This is a genomic window from Providencia sp. PROV116, from assembly GCF_028482485.1.
Classification (GTDB): domain Bacteria; phylum Pseudomonadota; class Gammaproteobacteria; order Enterobacterales; family Enterobacteriaceae; genus Providencia; species Providencia rettgeri.
The window spans coordinates 1-21578 of the sequence record NZ_JAMPQO010000036.1; the positions used below are offsets into that span (position 1 = coordinate 1).

Annotated in this window: 14 protein-coding genes; 10 read left to right on the top strand and 4 right to left on the bottom strand. The window is 39.5% G+C overall.

Going from position 1 to position 21578, the window contains the following annotated elements:
• Nucleotides 1-930: 930 nt before the first annotated feature.
• The 4 genes from metA to aceK all read left to right on the top strand — a co-directional run bounded on the left by metA (nt 931) and on the right by aceK (nt 7049).
• Nucleotides 931-1860, top strand: coding sequence for a homoserine O-acetyltransferase MetA (metA, locus tag PSE72_RS19240; RefSeq protein WP_115166460.1), 930 nt, complete (start codon nt 931-933; stop codon nt 1858-1860).
• Between the two features lie 365 nt (nt 1861-2225).
• Nucleotides 2226-3824 (top strand): malate synthase A, encoded by a 1599-nt coding sequence (gene aceB, locus PSE72_RS19245; protein ID WP_115166461.1) that lies wholly within the window; start codon nt 2226-2228, stop codon nt 3822-3824.
• A gap of 56 nt (nt 3825-3880) precedes the next feature.
• Nucleotides 3881-5188, top strand: coding sequence for an isocitrate lyase (gene aceA, locus PSE72_RS19250; protein ID WP_115166462.1), 1308 nt, complete (start codon nt 3881-3883; stop codon nt 5186-5188).
• A gap of 127 nt (nt 5189-5315) precedes the next feature.
• Nucleotides 5316-7049 carry a bifunctional isocitrate dehydrogenase kinase/phosphatase gene (gene aceK, locus PSE72_RS19255; RefSeq protein ID WP_198641963.1) on the top strand — a complete coding sequence of 578 codons (1734 nt, stop codon included), beginning with the start codon at nt 5316-5318 and terminating at the stop codon, nt 7047-7049.
• A gap of 67 nt (nt 7050-7116) precedes the next feature.
• Here the strand turns inward: aceK and PSE72_RS19260 are convergent, their stop codons facing one another.
• Both PSE72_RS19260 and edd read right to left on the bottom strand, forming a co-directional pair.
• Nucleotides 7117-7758: a bifunctional 4-hydroxy-2-oxoglutarate aldolase/2-dehydro-3-deoxy-phosphogluconate aldolase gene (locus PSE72_RS19260; protein ID WP_115166463.1), complete on the bottom strand. Its 642-nt coding sequence runs from the start codon at nt 7756-7758 to the stop codon at nt 7117-7119.
• Nucleotides 7759-7785: 27 nt separating this feature from the next.
• Nucleotides 7786-9636, bottom strand: a complete 1851-nt coding sequence (edd, locus tag PSE72_RS19265; protein ID WP_232801065.1) for a phosphogluconate dehydratase — start codon at nt 9634-9636, stop codon at nt 7786-7788.
• A gap of 313 nt (nt 9637-9949) precedes the next feature.
• On the opposite strand from edd, the gene PSE72_RS19270 reads away from it, so the two are divergent.
• From PSE72_RS19270 to PSE72_RS19280, 3 genes are all read left to right on the top strand, one after another.
• On the top strand, nt 9950-10741 hold the full coding sequence (locus PSE72_RS19270; protein ID WP_115166464.1) for an N-acetylmuramoyl-L-alanine amidase-like domain-containing protein: 792 nt from the start codon (nt 9950-9952) through the stop codon (nt 10739-10741).
• 445 nt (nt 10742-11186) lie between these two features.
• Nucleotides 11187-11444, top strand: coding sequence for a helix-turn-helix domain-containing protein (locus PSE72_RS19275; RefSeq protein WP_238563030.1), 258 nt, complete (start codon nt 11187-11189; stop codon nt 11442-11444).
• A gap of 548 nt (nt 11445-11992) precedes the next feature.
• A complete protein-coding gene (locus PSE72_RS19280) occupies nt 11993-12880 on the top strand; it encodes an N-acetylmuramoyl-L-alanine amidase (protein ID WP_115166465.1) in 888 nt (295 codons plus the stop codon).
• A 76-nt stretch (nt 12881-12956) separates the two neighbouring features.
• On the opposite strand, the gene iclR is transcribed toward PSE72_RS19280, so the two are convergent.
• The gene (gene iclR / locus PSE72_RS19285; RefSeq protein ID WP_004915246.1) at nt 12957-13787 is read right to left on the bottom strand and encodes a glyoxylate bypass operon transcriptional repressor IclR; all 831 of its coding nucleotides are present in this window, start codon (nt 13785-13787) and stop codon (nt 12957-12959) included.
• A gap of 203 nt (nt 13788-13990) precedes the next feature.
• On the opposite strand from iclR, the gene metH reads away from it, so the two are divergent.
• From metH to PSE72_RS19300, 3 genes are all read left to right on the top strand, one after another.
• Nucleotides 13991-17674, top strand: a complete 3684-nt coding sequence (gene metH / locus PSE72_RS19290; RefSeq protein ID WP_115166466.1) for a methionine synthase — start codon at nt 13991-13993, stop codon at nt 17672-17674.
• A gap of 69 nt (nt 17675-17743) precedes the next feature.
• Nucleotides 17744-18334 carry a hypothetical protein gene (locus PSE72_RS19295; protein ID WP_181937095.1) on the top strand — a complete coding sequence of 197 codons (591 nt, stop codon included), beginning with the start codon at nt 17744-17746 and terminating at the stop codon, nt 18332-18334.
• A 163-nt stretch (nt 18335-18497) separates the two neighbouring features.
• Complete coding sequence (locus tag PSE72_RS19300; protein WP_254178896.1) at nt 18498-19973, top strand: tetratricopeptide repeat protein; 1476 nt, start codon at nt 18498-18500, stop codon at nt 19971-19973.
• A 61-nt stretch (nt 19974-20034) separates the two neighbouring features.
• Here PSE72_RS19300 and lysC read toward each other — a convergent pair whose 3' ends face one another.
• Nucleotides 20035-21411 carry a lysine-sensitive aspartokinase 3 gene (gene lysC / locus PSE72_RS19305; RefSeq protein WP_115166467.1) on the bottom strand — a complete coding sequence of 459 codons (1377 nt, stop codon included), beginning with the start codon at nt 21409-21411 and terminating at the stop codon, nt 20035-20037.
• Between the last annotated feature and the right edge of the window lie 167 nt (nt 21412-21578).

A 21578-nucleotide genomic window follows, 5' to 3' on the forward strand; every position in this document is an offset into this window, starting at 1 on the left:
AAGTTATTTGGTGGGTGGCCAACTTCTCAATCTCCTAATTCTTTTAGGCTCAATTCCCTTTCTTACTTCATGAACCGATGAGATTTCTTTTCGACTTTCTTAACTTGCTTCAGTTTCATCCCTATTTGCAGGGCCATTAATCATGAATATAACCACCGTCAATGGAAGCTCACGAGATAAAGTAGTGAGTAACAGCTCACAAATTGTTTGGTGTGGAGCGAAGCTTTAGTAAAACCCATGGATATCGTGGGTTAGTTATTTACCTATCCCCGCGATGAATGGAATTGCTTGAGCCAAAGTAGTAAGTAACAGCTCACCTCTATTTGGTTAGAAAAGGAGTATGGGGTGATAAAGAACCTAGATATAAAGCGATGGAGAAATAAGAAGTGTAGTTGTAGTTGGGAAAAATTAAATTGTATCTTCAATGTATTTAGAGGGTGAATGCTAATTAGAGATACAAAGTAGTGAGTAACAGCTCACATATTGTTGATGTGGCTGGAATTTTTAAATAAAATCAAATGGATATGATGATTTTGATGTTTTCCTATTGCCACGATGAATTGGATTGCTTGAGCAAAAGTAGTGAGTAACAACTCCGATTTCATATTTGTAATGGAAATTAAATCATCACCATAACTTGGTCGGTGGTATAGAAGCTAACCTGATAGGCTAATCAAATAACGGTATCTTAGATATAATTTATCGAAAAATTTAAATAGCTTATGGTAAATAAAAATAGTAGTCACTAATACAATATATTGAAAATAAAAAGATTAATGGTTGTATATAATCATTAGAAATAAGCTATAAGTTACAGTGCTTGAAATTATTTCATTTAACCTTGAAACGCTCGACAAGATGAAAAACATTGGTTAGATTATTTAGCATTCTAGAAGTCTAAACGTATAAACAGATAAAAGGGGATGAATGATGCCTATTCGTTTACCAGATGAATTACCGGCAGTTAATTTCTTGAGAGAAGAAAATGTTTTTGTTATGACAACAACAAGAGCAAGTCATCAGGAGATCCGTCCCTTGAAAGTATTAATACTCAATTTGATGCCAAAAAAAATAGAAACTGAAAATCAGTTTCTCCGTTTATTGTCAAACACACCATTACAGGTTGATATTCAACTATTACGAATTGATCAACGAGAATCAAAAAATACTCCAACAAAGCACTTGGATACTTTTTATTGTGATTTTGAAGAGATACAGGATCAAAATTTTGATGGGTTAATTGTAACGGGAGCTCCGTTAGGCCTAGTTGAGTTTAATGACGTATTATACTGGCAGCAAATAGAAAAGGTGATAGCTTGGGCGAAGCAACATGTGACATCAACCCTTTTTGTGTGTTGGGCTGTACAAGCGGCTTTAAAGGTATTGTATGACTTACCAAAATGGACAAGAGAAGAAAAATTATCAGGTATTTATCAGCATGATACGTTAGAGCCGTACGCTTTATTAACTAGAGGGTTTGATGGCTCATTTTATGCGCCTCACTCTCGATACGCTGATTTTCCTGAAGATCTTATCCGACAGCATACTGACTTGGAAATTTTAGCGAGCTCACAGGAGGCTGGTGCTTATTTGTTTGGGTCAAAAGACAAACGCTTAGCATTTGTGACAGGCCATCCTGAATATGATGGAGATACTCTTGCACAAGAATATTGGCGTGATCTAGATGCTGGTATTTCTCCTCAGATCCCATGCAATTATTTCAAAAATGATGATCCCAGCAACCCTCCGATTGTAAGTTGGCGTAGTCATGGGCACTTGTTGTTCTCAAATTGGCTGAATTATTATGTGTACCAGATCACACCTTTTGATCTTACGAATATGGAACCAACGTTAGATTAAAAAAAGAAATATAAATTTAAGAATTACAATAAAATAAGCTTTTTAACTGGTTATACCAGTTTAAATCAAGCTTATATAGTAAAAAGTTGAGCCACAGTTAGTCTGAAAGCAGCTATTTTTAGCTGCTTTTTTTTGTTTCCAAAGAAAAATTTTAAAAATACAGTTTTCTATAATTAGTTGATTTAATGACTATTTAACATTTTAATCTAGTTAAAGGAATGGGTAATCAATTTATAAGTTTATTAAAAATTCATATTTATCAATACACTAAAGTTCTATTTAAATAAAATGGAAATCGTTTTTGATTTATTACTATTTTGATCTTATGCTTAATTCATAGTCAACGATGAATGAGGGGTTGGTCGATGGAGCAGCAATTATCTATATCGGAATTAACATTCACAAAGAATATTAAACAGCTTGATGATCAAGTGTTACGTATTGATTCTATTGAATTTCTTTCTAGATTGGTTGAAAAGTTTCTTCCTCATAGAGAAAAACTATTAAAAGATAGAGTACTTAGACAGCAAAAGATAGATGCAGGTTCTTTACCTGATTTTATTTCGGAATTTGATTCCATAAAAAAATCAGATTGGAAAATACAAGGTATTCCTGAGGATTTACAAGATCGCCGTGTCGAAATTACGGGGCCGGTTGAACGTAAAATGGTTATTAATGCTTTGAATGCCAATGTAAAAGTATTTATGGCAGATTTTGAAGATTCCCTCTCACCTTCATGGGAAAAATTGATCGATGGACAAGTCAATTTAAGGGATGCAGTTCGCGGTGACATTTCTTATACCAATGAAAATGGAAAAGTCTACCAATTAAAATCAAACCCTGCTGTTTTGATTGCGCGTGTTCGTGGTCTTCATTTAGATGAAAAACACGTTTTATCAGGAGATAAACCGATTCCTGGTGGGCTATTTGATTTCGCTATTTACTTTTTTAATAACTACCAAGCGTTATTAGAAAAAGGAAGTGGCCCTTATTTTTACATCCCAAAACTTGAGTCTTGGCAAGAAGCTAAATGGTGGAGCGATGTCTTTAGTATGGCAGAGGATCTAGTGGGTATACCTCGGGGAACGATTAAAGCCACCGTGCTGATTGAAACATTACCCGCAGTGTTCCAAATGGATGAAATCTTGTATCACATGCGTCACCACATCGTGGGGCTGAATTGTGGGCGCTGGGACTACATATTCAGTTATATCAAAACACTGAAAGAGCATACAGACCGAGTATTGCCTGACCGCCAAGTTGTCACAATGACACAATCATTTTTAAGTGCTTATTCGCGCTTATTAATTAAAACGTGCCATCGCCGTGGCGCATTTGCGATGGGAGGAATGTCTGCTTTTATACCGAGCAAAGATCCTCAAGAAAATGAAACTATTTTAGCGAAAGTAAAAGCGGACAAAGAATTAGAAGCGAAAAATGGGCACGATGGCTCTTGGGTTGCACATCCGGGTTTAGCGGATACCGTTATGAATGTGTTTGATCAAGCACTTGGTCGGCACCAAAACCAGCTACATGTATCTCGTGATTTCGATGAAGAAATTACGGCTGACCAGCTATTAGAGCCTTGTGAGGGCGAACGAACCGAGGCGGGGATGCGGGCTAACATTCGTGTTGCAGTGCAATATATTGAATCATGGATTTCAGGGAATGGCTGTGTACCTATCTATGGTTTGATGGAAGATGCTGCGACAGCAGAAATTTCACGTACTTCAATTTGGCAATGGATCCGCCACGGTAAAACATTGTCTACCGGTGAAAAAGTCACTAAGGCATTATTTGAAGAAATGCTGGATGAAGAGTTACAGGTTATCCAAAAAGAACTTGGTGATAAGCGCTTTCAAAGCGGCCGCTTTCGTGAGGCTGCGGAATTAATGAGGCGCATTACAACGCAGGATGAGCTGATAGAATTCCTAACTATCCCCGGATACCAATTATTAGATTAAGCATAGTAAATAGAAAATTCGATAAACCCTACATATTCTTATAAAGGAAGTGGATCATGACTACATCGCGCTTAGAACAAATTGCCCAATTAGAAAGTGAATGGAAAAAACCACGTTGGAAAGGTATTACTCGCCCATATACTGCGGAAGAAGTAGTGAAATTACGTGGTTCTGTGAATATCGAACACTCTTTAGCACGCAAAGGTGCAGAACGCTTTTGGGAGCAATTACATGGTGGTTCAAAGAAAGGTTATGTAAATGCACTGGGAGCTTTAACCGGTGGGCAAGCATTACAACAAGCGAAAGCAGGTATTGAAGCTATTTATTTGTCAGGTTGGCAGGTAGCCGCGGATGCAAATACTTCATCAAGTATGTATCCAGACCAATCACTTTACCCTGTTGATTCAGTACCATCGGTCGTTAAGAAAATTAATAATACTTTCCGTCGTGCAGACCAAATTCAGTGGGCGAATGGTATTGGCCCTGACAACAAAGAGTATATTGATTATTTTTTACCTATTATCGCGGATGCGGAAGCTGGGTTTGGTGGCGTATTAAATGCCTTCGAGCTTATGAAAAATATGATAGAGGCAGGGGCTGCGGCTGTCCATTTCGAAGACCAATTAGCCGCGGTTAAGAAGTGTGGTCATATGGGCGGGAAAGTCCTTGTACCTACTCAAGAAGCGATTCAGAAACTGGTTGCTGCTCGTTTAGCGGCGGATGTTTCAGGTGTACCAACTATTTTGATTGCTAGGACTGATGCCGATGCAGCCGATCTTCTAACATCAGACTGCGATGCTTATGATGCGGCTTTTGTTACTGGAGAACGCACCTCTGAAGGTTTTTTCCGTACCAAAGCAGGAATTGAGCAAGCGATTAGCCGCGGGCTAGCTTATGCACCATATGCAGATCTTGTTTGGTGTGAAACGTCAAAACCTGACCTTGAAGCAGCAAGGCAGTTCGCTGAGGCTATTCATGCTAAATTTCCTGGTAAATTATTAGCTTATAACTGCTCTCCATCATTTAATTGGAAAAAGAATTTAGATGACAGCACGATCGCGCGTTTCCAAGATGAACTTTCAGCAATGGGCTATCGCTTCCAATTTATTACGCTAGCAGGTATTCACAGTATGTGGTTCAACATGTTTGATTTAGCCCACTCCTATGCACAAGGTGAAGGCATGAAGCATTATGTTGAAAAAGTTCAAGAATGTGAATTTGCCGCAATGAATAAGGGCTACACCTTCTCTTCGCATCAACAAGAGGTGGGAACAGGTTATTTTGATAAAGTAACAACCGTTATTCAAGGTGGTGCTTCATCAGTGACGGCTTTAACTGGGTCGACTGAAGAAGAGCAATTCTAGTTAGATTATTTTCCTTTTGATCGGTGTTTCTGGTGTCTTTGTTGGTTAGCTATATCTGTTAATTTTTCAGGCACGTTTAGTGCCTGTTTTTTATTCAAAATGAGTCTGTATTCTAATAGGAGTGGTTATGATATTGACGACAGAACAGATAATAGCGCAGACCATTTTACAAGGGTTTGATGCTCAATATGGTCGTTTTCTTGAAATAACCTCAGGTGCACAAGAACGGTTTGAACAAGCAGATTGGCATGCAATTCAGCATGCGATGAAAAGACGAATTCAACTGTATGACCACCATGTTGGCTTAGTTGTCGCTCAGCTACAGTTTATGGGGTTAGTTCAATCTTTAACACCAGATAAACTGGCACAGATAAAAAATATTTATAAAACCTTATTACCGGATTACCCAAGGTTTGAAATAGCGGAAAGCTTTTTTAATTCTGTTTACTGTCGGTTATTTCAGCATCGGGAGCTGACACAAGATAATTTATTTATTTTTACGTCTCAGCCTGCGAGACGCTTTTCTATTGCTCCTAGGCCTCTAGCTCGCGAATACTTTGTTAATAATAATTTAGATGAGTTATTGTTTACTATATTAAGTGGGTTACCGCTAAGGTTAAAATGGCGGAATTTAAATTTAGATATTCATTGTATTATCAATGTATTAAAAACAAAATTTTCCGATATTGAAAGCCAGAAAGTCAGCTTTCATATCGCAAATGAGCTATTTTATCGTAATAAGGCAGCTTGGCTGATTGGTAAAATTTATATTAATGATGAGGTCTATCCATTCTTACTTCCTATTCATCATGATGATTGTCAGCACATTTATATTGATACGTGTTTAACCGAGTTTGATGAAGCCAGTATTGTGTTTGGTTTCGCTCGTTCCTATTTTATGGTGTATGCTCCTTTTCCTGCAGCACTGGTTTTTTGGTTGAGGGAGATCTTACCCAGTAAGTCAATTGCTGAATTATATATGGCAATTGGTTGTCAAAAGCATGGAAAAACAGAGTACTACAGAGAGTATCTCGCCTATATTAATTTTTCACGAGAGCAATTTACGGTTGCACCAGGTGTGAAAGGAATGGTGATGCTGGTTTTTACATCGCCTTCTTTCGATCGGGTTTTTAAAATTATTAAGGACCGATTTGCACCACAAAAACAGGTAACACGAGAACGGGTCTTAGAATGCTATCGTTTGGTTAAAGAGCACGATAGAGTTGGCCGTATGGCGGATACCCAAGAATTTGAAAATTTTGTGATTAGCAAATCCTCCATCAGTGATGAATTAATGGCGGAGTTATTGAAAGAGGCTCCATCTCAAATTGAAGATTTAGGTGATAACATATTGATTCGTCATCTGTATATGGAAAGAAAGATGATCCCATTGAATATTTATATGGATAATGCCTCTGATACACAATTGCATAATGCATTAAATGAATATGGCTGGGCGATTAAGCAATTAGCGGCTGCAAATATTTTTCCTGGAGATATGTTATTTAAAAACTTTGGAGTAACGCGTCATGGCCGTGTTGTTTTCTATGATTATGATGAAATCTGTTATATGACTGAAGTGAATTTTCGTAAAATTCCTGAGCCATTATACCCTGAGCAAGAGTTATCTGGTGAGCCATGGTATAGCATAGGGGAGCAAGATGTTTTCCCTGAAGAGTTTGCTTCTTTTATTTGCCAAAATGAGAAAATTCGTCATTACTTGCAACAATATCACGCAGATTTATTTTCAGCAGATTATTGGCAAAAGTTACAAAATAGGATTTTAGCGGGGCATGTAGAAGATGTTTATGCTTACCGTGAAGAATTACGTTTTTGTCATAATCTCAATGAGGTTGCATAATTATAATAGTATTCATTAAAGGCAGTTAAAAACGACCCAGCAAGGGACTGAGTCGTTTTTCGTGTCGTTATTTTTTTGCGCCTTGTACAGCCTCTTGTGCAAGTTGGGTGATTTTTTCGTAATTACCTGAATTCAAAGCCTCTTCAGGAACTAACCAAGAGCCGCCAATGCACAGAACACTATCTAGCTCTAAATAACTAAGGTAATTAGCGAGTGATATTCCACCCGTTGGGCAAAATTTGATTTGTGAGAAAGGGCCGGCAATAGCTTTTAGCGCCTTAACGCCACCGTTGGCTTCCGCTGGGAAAAATTTAAACTCTTTTAAGCCATATTGCATACCAAGCATAAGCTCAGAAACAGTTGAAATACCAGGGATTAAAGGAATATTTCCTTTGGTAGCGGCATTGAGTAATTCATCCGTTAAGCCAGGGCTAATTGCAAATTGTGCTCCCGCTTCAGTGACTTCAGCGAGTTGTTTTGCATTGATAACAGTACCCGCGCCAATAATCGCCTCAGGTACTTCTTTGGCAATGAGGCGAATAGCATCAATAGCACATTCAGTACGTAAAGTGACTTCTAAAACTTTAATGCCACCTTTGACTAGTGCTTTTGCAAGAGGAACCGCTTGTTCTAATTTTTTTATAACAATAACAGGGACGACAGGGCCTTGTTTTAATACGCTTTCAGCGGTTATTTTCCAATTATTCATTTTCTATTCCTATTCAATGAAAATAGATTAAAAATCAATGCTACAAGCGCCTTCTTCGGCACCTGATAAGTGTCTTCTTAACGCACCGAAAAGTTCCCTTCCACAACCACTACGTTCTGCAGTTAAATCAGCTTCAAAGGGTTGGCGCTTATTGAGTTCTTCTTCATCAACCAGTAATTGTAATTCCCCAGTCAATGCATTTACCCTAATGATATCGCCATTTTTTACTTTTGCTAATAGTCCGCCATTATAAGCTTCAGGTGTGACATGAATTGCGGATGGTACTTTGCCGGATGCACCGGATAAGCGACCATCAGTGACTAGCGCGACCTTGTAGCCTTTATCCATAAGGACACCAAGAAGTGGCATTAGCTTATGAAGCTCAGGCATACCATTTGCAGATGGTCCTTGGAAGCGGACAACGATGATACAATCTTTATTGAGTTCGCCAGCTTCAAAGTGCGCTGCGATCTCATTTTGGTTGTTAAATACGACTGCTGGAGCTTCAATGATTTGATTTTCTTCAGGAACTGCTGATGTTTTCATCACAGCGCGTCCTAAATTCCCTGAGAGTAATTTTGTACCGCCATGAGGTGAGAAAGGACGGTCTATTTCAGCAATAACTTCAGGATTGAATGAGGTTTTAGGGCCTTCTCGCCATCCTAGTTGACCATTATTTAGCCATGGTTCCATAGTATAACGTGCCAGCCCAAATCCTGAGACGGTATGGACATCATTATGCAATAAACCTTTTTGCAATAGCTGGTGGATAAGCAAAGCGACGCCACCTGCGGCTTGGAATTGGTTTATATCCGCTTGGCCATTAGGATAGATACGGCAAATAAGTGGAACAATGGCAGAAATATCGGAGAAATCATCCCAATTGATAATGATCCCCGCTGCTCTAGCTATCGCCACAAGATGCATAGTTAAGTTAGTTGAGCCGCCCGTTGCAAGTAATGCGACGATACCGTTGACAATCACTTTTTCGTTAACCAGTTGACCGATAGGTAAGTACTGACCTGATTGTTCAGTTAAACGCGTAATTTGTCGTGCGGCAGCTTCTGTTAATGCATCTCGTAGTGGAGAATCAGGTGGTACAAATGATGCGCCGGGGAGATGTAATCCCATCACTTCCATCATCATTTGATTTGAGTTGGCAGTACCATAAAAAGTACAAGTGCCGATACCATGATAAGACGCAGCTTCCGCTTCTAATAAGGCGAGTCTATCAACTTTGCCTTCAGCATACAGCTGGCGAATGCGAACCTTTTCTTTATTTGGTAAGCCTGTTGCCATTGGGCCTGCTGGGACAAATATCGCAGGAAGGTGGCCAAATGAAAGTGCGCCAAGCATTAAACCTGGAACAATTTTGTCGCAAATACCTAAATAGAGCGCACCATCAAACATATTATGGGATAAGCCAATGGCAGTTGACATTGCAATGACATCTCGACTTAGCATCGATAGCTCCATCCCATCTTGACCTTGTGTTACACCATCGCACATTGCGGGAACACCTGCAGCGACTTGGCCAATTGAGCCTGCTTCTAATAATGCTTTTTTGAGTTGTTCTGGGTACTTGTCATAGGGGCGATGCGCTGAAAGCATATCATTGTAGGAGTTGATGATAGCAATATCAGAGCGAGTCATGCTTTTAAGAATTTGTTTTTCTTCACTTTGGCATGCTGCAAAGCCATGGGCAAGGTTACCACAAGCGAGTGATGCTCGATGGACGGTCATACTACGAGCCTGCTCTATTTTTTTGAGATAAGCAGCTCGAGTCTTCACTGAACGAGAGATGATACGTTGAGTGATGCGATCAAGTTCTTTATTGATCACCGAAGGATTTGTCTCTTTAGAGGTGGTCACGCTCATGATAATTGCTCCATAGTGCAGTAAAAAGATGAATCAAACTGCAAGTCAATTTGGGTTGTGCCTATCGTTATTTACTCTAGTACTATAGCATCAATGTTACCGGTAACATTGTTCAATGAAAGCGAAGGCGTTGCAATATAGAAAATGAATATTCGAAGCTATCTGTGATCTGAATCAAATTTGTAATATGGTATGGATAGGGTAGGAAATAGGCAAATAAGCATGCTATAGTGGCTTTTTTGGTTATTTTATCATCAAAATTCAATTAGATAATTGTCGAAGATTAGGCTGTATTAATGAGAAGAATGGCAGAATGTTAAGGCTAGCTATAGCTGCATTTATATTGTTGTTGGCAAATTTTGTTAAGGCTGAGGTTGTTTTAGCTTCCGGGTCATATAACATTTTAACTGAAGTTTTTAATAAGCAAACTGAAATGCAATTACACAATGCCTCACAGGCAGAAAAAATTGATGTATTGACTCAACACTTTTTAGCCACACCTTACAATAAACAAACATTGAATATGAGCCCACTCTTAGCCGAAGAATTAGTGATTAATTTGAAAGAGATGGACTGTATGACATTCATAGAGTACATCGAGGCTTTTAAGCGTTCGAAAAACTATGAACAGTTTGTGTTAAATTTAACCAATATTAGATATATCAATCAAAATATCACCTTTAAACATCGTCGGCATTTTTTTTCTGATTGGGCGCAAGAACCTGAAGCTATTGTGGTAGATATTACCAGTGAAATAAGTTCACATGCTGTTAAGGTAAATAAACAACTTAATTTAAAATATCATGATCAGATATATATATCGGGATTGCCTATCAAGAATAGGTCAATTAACTATATTCCAGCTAAGTATGTGGATGATGATTTATTATTAAGATTAAAAACGGGGGATTACATTGGTATTTATTCAGGAAATAATGGGTTAGATGTGAGCCATGTTGGGGTTGTAATACGTAAAGGGAAGAAAACAATATTTAGAAATGCGTCCTCATTGCGTAGAAATTTTCAGGTCATTGATATTGAACTGAATAATTATTTAAAAGGGAAGGTCGGGATTGTTATTTTTAGACCTAAATCAGATTATTAGTCTGATTTTTGTGAATAGATTAATAATAAAATAAATTATAAATCTATTTTTTTGATATAAAAAATGAGTAAATCCAGTTTTTATGTATGTATAAATTTAACATATAAAGTGGAAATAATTTAATAATAAAAAACATATAATTATTTTTATTAGTTACTAATTATTACTAGTAACATTTAAAATGTAAAAATATATTAAATTATCGATTTGATAAAAATAAACATATAGGAATATAATTTTATTAAAAAAATGGAAAAACTTTTATAAAGCAATAGATTACTTTATAAATATTACTTGGTTCTTTTTCTTTTGTATATAAAAATGATGTTTGCCTATCAATCCTGTGCTTTTCGATTGCTTATAACTATTTTAAATAGTTATGATTAATTTTATAATGAATAATACTAGCTAAATTATTTTTCTTACTTAAATTTAGGAGATGGTTATGCATATAGCTAAAAAGAAAAATGTTTATGCATTATTAGGTAATCATTTACGTAAGGCTAGAGTGAGTAAGGGATTGTCAGGAAATGAGTTAGGCTCAATTATTCATTTGAGTCAACAGCAGGTATCACGGTATGAATTAGGTGTTAATAAATTGAGCTTAGATAAACTAATTGAAATTGTCATTTTTTTAGATATTGATATTAATGAAGTTACTAAAATAATTGCTAAGCAGGTTGAGTATGAAAAAATGAGCTAGCAGTAACCTAAGTAAGATTATTTTTTATTTTTCTTTATAAAATTTTATGAATTACCTTATTCTTTTTAGAAAACTCCAGTATTAGAAAATAGTTTATAACTTATACGTTTACGTTACAGAGAACTAAACGATTAGTTTTGCATAGTCGATGGAAAATCATTTTTTATGATCAGTACTTAAAATTGAAAATAATTTAAAATCAGCTTCTAGAAATAAAAATAATAAATTCAATGTATCTTTATTTTAATGGTTGATGAATTGTTGGTACTCATAATGATAATTTTCCTAGTACTTACTTCTGTTTTTGTGATATCCCCTACTTTTTAATGCAAGAGGCACTTTCTACTGAATAATGAAACCTTTTTTGTTTCTAATAGAAGCTAAAAAGGTTTTAACACTATGTATTCGAACAGTTATTTCACCATTTTATCTATATTCTTATACATAATAAGCATCTTTTTGTCGTTGATGTATGAAAGTTGATAGTATTGCTGACCGCAGAATGCTTAAATAAAGTTTAATCAACAATAGAGTAAGGTTATGGTTAGATGTTCAAATATATAGGGATATTATTTGCCTTTTTACTATTAGGCTGTTCGGCCTCGAACAAGGGGTACTATCTCGATAACCGTTATCCATCAAAAAATAGTAGTCAACGTATTCAATATGTCATTATTCACTACACCGTTTCTGATGATGTGCGTTCTATAGCCACACTAACACAAGGTCAAGTGAGTTCTCACTATCTCATTCCAAGTGTACCTGAAACTAAAAATGGCCGGCCTGTTGTATTACAACTCGTTCCTGAGTCGTTAAAATCATGGCATGCAGGTGAAAGTTATTGGTTACACCATAATGGTTTGAATGATACTTCTATTGGGATTGAAATCGTCAATGCTGGATTACAAAAAGATGTAAAAGGAAAACGATATTGGGCTCCTTATAATGAAGCACAAATTGTTGCGTTGATCCCTCTCCTCCAAGATATTATGCAGCGTTATAACATTCCTCCAGAAAATATTATTGGTCACAGTGATATCGCACCACTGCGCAAGCAAGATCCAGGTAAGGCATTTCCATGGCAGCGTCTTGCTCAACATGGTATAGGGGCTTGGCCAGATCCTAAAACCGTGACTAAATTTCTGGCGGGACGTAATGCCAATGAGCCTGCAAACGTGTTACGCATTCAAAAAGCCCTTCATTTTTACGGCTATTCAACAATTCCTCTATCGGGTCAGTTAGATTCACAGACGAAAGAAACATTACGTGCTTTCCAACTGCATTTCCGGCCGAGAGATATTGAAGGACAAGCGGATGCTGAAACAGAGGCTATCGCGTTGGCACTTATTGAAAAGTACCGTGATATGCAAAAATTTAAGTTATTTGAAAAGACCTCGCAGTTGCCTAATGTATCAACAAACCAACAAGGTGATTAGAGGGCAGTAAAAAACTTTGTGAGGTTAAGCTAAAGTGAAATACAGGTTGCTTTGTATTTCACTCTTTACTATTGAGTTAGCGGTTTGCACCATATTCATGGCTTATTTCTTTTGCGGCCTTGATAACCATAGCGCCTAATTCAGTAATACGGTCATCAGTGATACGTGATAATGGGCCTGAAATAGAAATAGCTGCAAACGCTTCTTTGTGCTCATCATAAATACAAGCTCCAATACAACGTAACCCTAAAGCATGCTCTTCATCATCATAAGAAAAACCTTGCTTTTTAGCCTGTTGTAAATTCTCTTTTAAGGCGGATGGGTTAGTTAGTGTATAAGGCGTATAAGCATGTAAACCTTTACGGCTTAAAAGTGGAACCAGTTTGTCTTCTGTTAAATTAGCAATGAACGCTTTGCCTGCACCCGAAGCGTGTAATGGCAGTTTTCCACCGATTGGTGCTGACATTCTCATTAGCGCATTGCATTGTACTTGGTCAACAATGACGGCATCGTACTCTGTATGGTCTAGGATAGCTAAATTGACGGTTTCCCCAGATTCATCCATTAAGCGGCGCAGTATCGGGTGAACGAGGGCTAACAAATTACGACTCTCTAAGAAGCTACTACCAATGATAAAAGCATGGGAAGCAATAACCCATAGGCCTAAATCGCCAGTTTGCCGAACAAATCCATGCTGTTCCAACGTCATTAATAGGCGATGTGTTGTTGAGTTGGGTAAGCCAGCTTGCATCGCAAGGTCAGTGAGGGCGATTCCCCCTGTTGATTCGGAAATATATTCCAACAGTGTTAATCCACGACTTAATGATTGAACTTGTCCTGCTGCAGCTGCGCCACTCGCCGGCCCTTTTGCTTTTTTAAGTTTCTTAGTAATTGGTGCCGTTGCCATTAAGTCTCTCCTGACTGTCATTTAGCTTCTATTATGAACTATTTCACTTGAAAATACTCATCGGATCAGTGAAAAGTGTGCTCTTGTGCAACCTTGAAAAACTCTCATCATAACAGCGAATTTTCACGAGAGAAGTTGTGATAGGATGTTAAAAGTAAAAATTTGACTTATTTCTCAGTGTTCCATTTCAGGAGGGCAGTGCAGTGTCCGCAAAAGTTAATCAATTAGAACAAGAATTAAAAAAACGTATATTGGTATTAGATGGTGCAATGGGAACAATGATCCAACAACATAAGTTGTCGGAAGCCCAGTTTCGCGGAGAGCGATTTGCGGATTGGCCGAGTGATTTAAAGGGAAATAATGATCTATTAGTCTTAACTCAGCCAGATATCATTCGAGATATCCATTCTCAATACTTTGAAGCTGGCGCGGATATTGTTGAAACCAATACTTTTAACTCAACATCCATTGCGATGGCTGATTATAAAATGGAATCCCTTTCCGCTGAAATTAACGAAGTTGCCGCACGCCTAGCCCGTGAGTGTGCTGACGAATGGACACGTAAAACGCCAGAGCAACCGCGTTATGTTGCTGGAGTCTTAGGCCCGACAAACCGCACCGCTTCTATTTCTCCGGATGTTAATGATTCCGCTTATCGCAATATCACCTTTGATCAACTCGTTGAAGCTTATCGAGAATCTACCCGATCTTTAGTAAAAGGTGGGGTCGATCTGATCATGATCGAAACCATTTTTGATACATTAAATGCGAAGGCCGCGATCTTTGCGGTAGAAACCGAATTGGAAGCTTTGGGCGTTTCTTTACCGATTATGATCTCGGGGACGATCACGGATGCCTCAGGTCGAACATTATCAGGGCAAACAACAGAAGCATTTTATAACTCATTGCGTCATGCTCAGCCGATATCATTTGGCTTGAATTGTGCATTAGGTCCTGATGAGTTACGCCAGTATGTTGCTGAATTATCAAGAATTGCTGAATGTTATGTCAGTGCGCACCCCAATGCAGGGCTACCCAATGCGTTTGGTGAGTATGACCTTGATGCGCAAAATATGGCCGAACAAATTCATGAATGGGCAACCGCAGGGTTCTTAAATATTGTTGGTGGATGTTGTGGAACGACGCCATTACATATCAAAAAAATGGCAGATGCAGTAAAAGGCATCACCCCACGCCAATTACCGTCACTGCCTGTTGAATGCCGTTTATCTGGTTTAGAACCACTAAATATTGGCAAAAAATCATTGTTTGTGAACGTTGGGGAAAGAACCAACGTGACAGGTTCAGCAAAATTTAAGCGGTTGATTAAAGAAGAAAATTACCAAGAAGCCTTAGATGTGGCTCGTCAGCAAGTTGAAAATGGCGCACAAATCATCGACATCAATATGGATGAAGGGATGTTGGACTCCCATGCGGCGATGGTACGTTTCTTGAATCTCATTGCTGGCGAACCAGATATTGCGCGCGTGCCGATTATGATTGACTCCTCAAAGTGGGAGGTCATCGAGGCGGGGCTTAAGTGCATACAAGGTAAGGGGATCGTCAATTCAATCTCAATGAAAGAGGGGGTTGAGGCATTTATTGAGCACGCTAAACTATTGCGCAAATATGGTGCTGCCGTGGTCGTCATGGCATTTGATGAAGTTGGCCAAGCAGATACACGTGAGCGAAAAATTGAAATTTGTCGCCGTGCTTATCAGATCCTGACCGAAGAGGTGGGCTTCCCTCCTGAAGATATTATTTTTGACCCAAATATTTTTGCCGTAGCCACAGGAATTGAAGAGCATAATAACTATGCAGTTGATTTTATTGAGGTCTGTAAGGATATCAAGGCTCAATTACCTCATGCGATGATTTCTGGCGGAGTTTCCAACGTCTCTTTTTCATTTAGAGGGAACGACCCTGTACGCGAAGCGATTCATGCTGTTTTCTTGTACTACGCCATTCGTAATGGAATGGATATGGGGATCGTTAATGCGGGGCAGCTCGCTATCTATGATGACTTACCTTCTGAATTAAAAGACGCTGTTGAAGATGTGATTTTAAATCGTCGTGATGACAGTACGGAACGCTTACTTGAACTGGCAGAAAAATACCGTGGAGCCGGGGCAGGAGAGCAGCAAGTTCAACAAGCGGAATGGCGTAGTTGGGAAGTTGAAAAGCGCCTTGAATATGCACTAGTGAAAGGTATTACCGAATTTATTATTGAAGATACTGAAGAAACTCGTCAACGTGCTTCTAGCCCAATCGAAGTGATTGAAGGCCCCTTGATGAACGGTATGAATGTGGTTGGAGACCTGTTTGGGGAAGGCAAAATGTTCTTACCTCAAGTGGTGAAATCCGCCCGTGTAATGAAACAAGCAGTCGCCTATTTAGAGCCTTATATTCAAGAGCTTAAACAATCAGGTAGCAGTGCAGGAAAAATCTTACTCGCTACGGTAAAAGGCGATGTCCATGATATTGGTAAAAATATTGTTGGTGTTGTTTTACAGTGTAATAACTATGAAATCATTGATTTAGGTGTGATGGTCCCATGTGAAACTATTCTAAAAACCGCGCGTGAAGAAAACGTCGATATTATTGGGTTATCTGGTTTGATTACGCCATCTCTTGATGAAATGGTGCATGTCGCTAAAGAGATGGAAAGACAAGGGTTTACCTTACCATTAATGATTGGTGGGGCGACGACATCAAAAGCACATACCGCTGTGAAAATTGAGCCAAATTACAGTGGGCCAACAACTTACGTGCAAAATGCTTCCCGAACAGTGGGGGTTGTCTCGGCGTTATTGTCAGCAACACAAAAAGCAGATTTTGTTGCGCGTACGCGCCGAGAATATGACACTGTACGCTTACAGCATGGTCGAAGAAGGCCAAAAACACCACCGGTGGCACTGGATGTGGCACGTGCGAATGCGGTAAATATTGACTGGCAAAACTATCAACCACCTGTACCAAAATTCCAGGGTATTCAAGAAGTCACAGCATCTATTTCAACGCTGAGAGACTATATTGATTGGACGCCATTTTTTATGACTTGGTCGCTGGCGGGGAAATACCCGCGGATCTTAGAAGATGAAGTGGTTGGTTCTGAAGCACGTAAGCTATTGAAAGATGCCAATAATATGTTAGATAAGCTTGATAAAGAAAGTTTACTAACGCCAAAAGGTATTTTTGGCTTATTCCCTGCAAACCGAGTTGGCGATGATGTAGAAATTTATACCGATGAGTCAAGAAGCCATGTACAAGTGATGGGGCTGAATTTACGCCAGCAAACCTTAAAAACTGAGTTTCCAAACTATTGTTTATCTGACTTTGTCGCGCCAAAAAACAGCGGTAAAGCCGATTATATTGGGGCTTTCGCAGTGACAGGGGGCTTAGAAGAAGACTCGCTTGCTGATGAATATGAACAACAGCATGATGATTATAATAAAATTATGGTTAAAGCGCTGGCGGATAGGCTAGCGGAGGCATTTGCTGAATATCTACACCAACAAGTCCGCAGGCAATATTGGGGTTATGCAGCTGATGAAAACTTGAGTAATGAAGAGCTAATTCGTGAAAATTACCAAGGTATCCGCCCTGCACCGGGGTATCCGGCTTGTCCTGAGCATACAGAAAAGGCCAAAATTTGGCAGTTACTGGATGTAGAAACGCAAATTGGCATGAAACTCACCAGTTCCTATGCGATGTGGCCAGGCGCTTCGGTATCAGGCTGGTATTTTAGCCACCCGGAAAGTAAATATTTTGCGGTAGCTCAGCTACAAAAAGACCAAATTGAGGACTACGCAAAACGTAAAGGGATGTCGGTAACGGAGTTGGAGCGTTGGTTAGCACCAAACTTAGCTTATGACCCTGAAGATTAAAACCAGATCAATACATTGATTTTTCATGTATTCGGCACCATCTTATAGGTAATACATTAGAGGGGTCCAATGATGAGCTATGAATTTATTATTGAAGAAGAGCTGCCACGCTCGGCGGTTTTTCCTTATCAGATCCAAAACAGTGCTGCGCCTGAAACGTTTATGATGAGTGAAGACGCGGTGAGCGCCATGATGAGTGTTTTACAGATCATGGATAAGCTTGATACCGATGATTCACTGAATGAGCACTGTTTTAATCAAATCTGGTTAAAAAGCGAGCTGACACCGGCAAGAGCAGAAGAAATTTACCTGTTTTTAGAAGAGAATTTAGCGGTAGAACCCGTCCCTTCAGAGGAAGAAATCGCTGCTTTTCATCAAGCCCAAGTTGATGAAAATAAACTGTTATCCCAAGAAAGCCCTAAAGACGGCATGGTACCCGTACATAAATTTTCGACCAATGACGGTTGGCTGGTGACCACGAAAGAGTGTGAGTGGATTGCGGAAGTGTTTTCACCAGAACTGGTGAGCGAAAATCACTTTGTTGTTTCTCAGATCTCTGAACTGTGTAAGATCAGCCACCGCACATTGGAAGCTCTGTTAATTGAGTGGGGTAAATTTAATTTATTTGCCAGTAAACATGGTGGTTACCGCGTTAATTAAGCTCTGGGGTTTATTTCGGAGACAAAAGTTTCAGCAAGAGCCGGCGTCTCCTCCATTTTCTGAATAATTTCCCTATTATTCTACTTTTTCAGCTAACATCCCTTATGAATTATTTATTGGAATGATATGTTAATGAGATAACGCCAATAAATAGGTCATGGTGATGAAATTACGTTCTTTTCTGTTAGTTCTCTATGTTAGCGGTATTTCCCTTGCGCAAGCTGGCAATACCGTTGAAGCACCTTCTGCGAAAGATAAGCCAAATACGCTACAGGCGCAGCATAAAAGTACGCCAATTCCTGATGAATTCAAAGCAAAATTGCAACTAGCAAATGCCGGAGATGAAGAAGCAATGGTGGATATTGGGCTTGCTTATATGGATGGGACTGAGTTTTTAGCTGCCAATGAGCAAGAAGCTTATCGCTGGTTTAAAAAGGTAGCTGACCGAGATAATACAGATGGCGATTACTACCTTGGAATGTTGTTGCACAATCAGGAAAAGTACCAACAAGCGGAACAATGGTATCGCCGAGGTGCCGAAAAAGGTGATGCTTATTGCCAATATGCGATGGGTTACTTATATGAACATGGTATTGGGGTAGAGCGAAATTTAAAACAAGCGAAAGCATGGTATACAGAGGCCGCAGAGCAAGAACACGCTAACGCACAGTTTGCGATGGGACTGTTTTATCATGATGGGCTAGGTGGTGATACCGATTACCAAAAGGCGAGAGAATGGTATGAAAGAAGTGCGGGAAATAATATTGCTGCCGCTGTGAATAATTTAGCGGTGATGTATGAAAATGGCGAAGGTGTAGAGCCGGACGACGAAATGGCGATTTACTTATATCGCCAAGCCGCCAATATGGGCTCTGCGACAGCACAAGTGAATATGGGTGACTTTTATCAAGAAGGCCATAGTGCAATAGAAAAGAATAGCTACCAAGCGATGTACTGGTATAAACGCGCTGCGCAACAAAATAGTATTGCAGCCCAACTGGCGATTGCGAAAGCCTATGAACAAGGTGATGGCGTTGGAAAAGACCTCGCTGAAGCCTTTATCTGGTATGAACGTGCGGCACAAAACAAATCCCAAGATGCAGGAATGAAAGTGGCTGAATTCTATGAAAAAGGGTTAGGTGGCGTTAAAAAAGACCCTGAAAAGGCCATTGAATGGTATATGTCACTTGCTAACAGTGGTGGTAATGCAGCTCAAATTAAGTTAGCGAAGATGTATGTGTCTGGTGAGTTGAAAAATGTGGATGTCAATAAAATTGTGAGTTGGCTGCAACTGGCACAAGAAGATAGCATCGAAGCTCAAAACCAGTTAGCTATCTTTTATTTAACGGGAACGGGTGTAGCGAAAAACTCACAGAAAGCACGGCAATTGCTGGAAAAAGCGGCATTTAAAAAGAACAGCGATGCACAAAATAACCTTGCGGTGATGTATGCACGAGGCGAGGGGGGCGAAAAAAATATTTTCCGTTCGGTAATGTGGTTTGAACGAGCAGTAGAACTCGGTAATGAAACAGCAAAAGGAAATTTAGTGCTTTTAACACAGAATAAAGGCGTGACGGGCAAAATGTTGCAATATACCAGCAGTGTTGCGCAACCCAGTAAAAATACTGGAAGGGATTAATTTTATAATAGAGAAGGCGATCGTGATGATCGCCTTTTGGTATTTTGATCAAACTTCTGCACTATTCAAATAAGTTGCTGTGCAAGGTACGAACGATCTCTTCAGCATCATTCCCAGGAACCAATAAACAAATATTGTGGCTACTTGCGCCATAGCTGATCATGCGAATATTGAATGACTCAAGTGCGCCAAAAATTTGCCTTCCTAGGCCATTCACTTGCGACAGCTCATTACCAATAATTGCGACGAGCGCTAAATTCTCTTCTACTTCGACACGACATAATGCGGATAACTCTGTCATCAGCGCATTGGTGAGTAAGCTGCCGTTAGTTCCCGTTGAACCCGTTGTATCTAAGGTTAGTGCAACACTGACTTCTGACGTCGTAATTAAATCCACTGAAATATTGTGGCGCAGTAAAATGATGAAAATTTCCGCTAAGAAGCCTCGCGCATGCAGCATTTTTAGGCTGTGTAAGGTGAGTAGCGTTTGTTTGCGGCGCAGTGCTAATGCCCTAAATTGTGGTGGATTAGTGGTTTTATCACACACAATGGTACCGCCAGCTTCGGGAGCTTTACTTGAACCAACAAAAACAGGGATCCCAGCACGTACTGCAGGAAGGAGTGTCGCTGGATGCAAAATTTTTGCACCAAAAGTCGCCATTTCAGCTGCTTCATCGAAAGCAATTTCATCAATCCGTTGGGCACTCGGTACGACGCGAGGGTCAGTAGTGTAAATTCCAGGAACATCAGTCCAGATATCTACACGTGATAAATTGAGTACTTCAGCTAACAGAGCGGCGGTGTAGTCACTTCCACCACGGCCAAGCGTTGTTGTGCGGCCTTTTTCATCACGGCCAATAAACCCTTGGGTGATTACAACCGATTCGGCAAGGCGCGGCATGAGTTGTTGTTCTGACAATGTTTTTAGCTGAGCTAGCTCTGGTTCAGCACGACCAAAGCTGTCATTCGTTCTCATCACTTTGCGCACATCAAACCATAGGGAATTAGCATTACGTTGGCGTAGTACTTCAACAAATAGTAAGGTTGACATTAATTCGCCATGGCTGACCATTTCATCCGTTAATGCATCGGAAGTGGCTAAAGCAGCCGAATCAGCTAAATGTGCAATATTATCAAGTAACCGATTGATTTCTTCACGAATAACATCAGCTGTTTGTAGATTATCAATAATTGCGTATTGAATATCTTTCACTTTTTTCAGCAGTTCATTGCGTTTATCCGCATCGCAGCCTTCAGCTAGTTCGATTAATAAATTGGTAATGCCAGCAGAAGCTGAAAGTACCACAACTCGCACATTTGGGTTGGAAAGAACGATATTGGCGCTGTTGTTCATCGCTTCAAAGTTAGCGACGCTGGTGCCGCCAAATTTGGCGATAACATACTGATGGTTGTCTGTTGAAGGCGCTGCGGTATTCATGGTGTCAATCCCTTTGGTTAAACCTAATCTTTATATAGATTTATCGGGTAAATGGGATTGCGTCAATCAAGAATCGAAGTAAATCAGTAATTCTAATGATAGGTAATTTATTATCGGTTTTCTCAATATACTCGTCATACTTCAAGCTACGTGGGTGTTGACTGCGT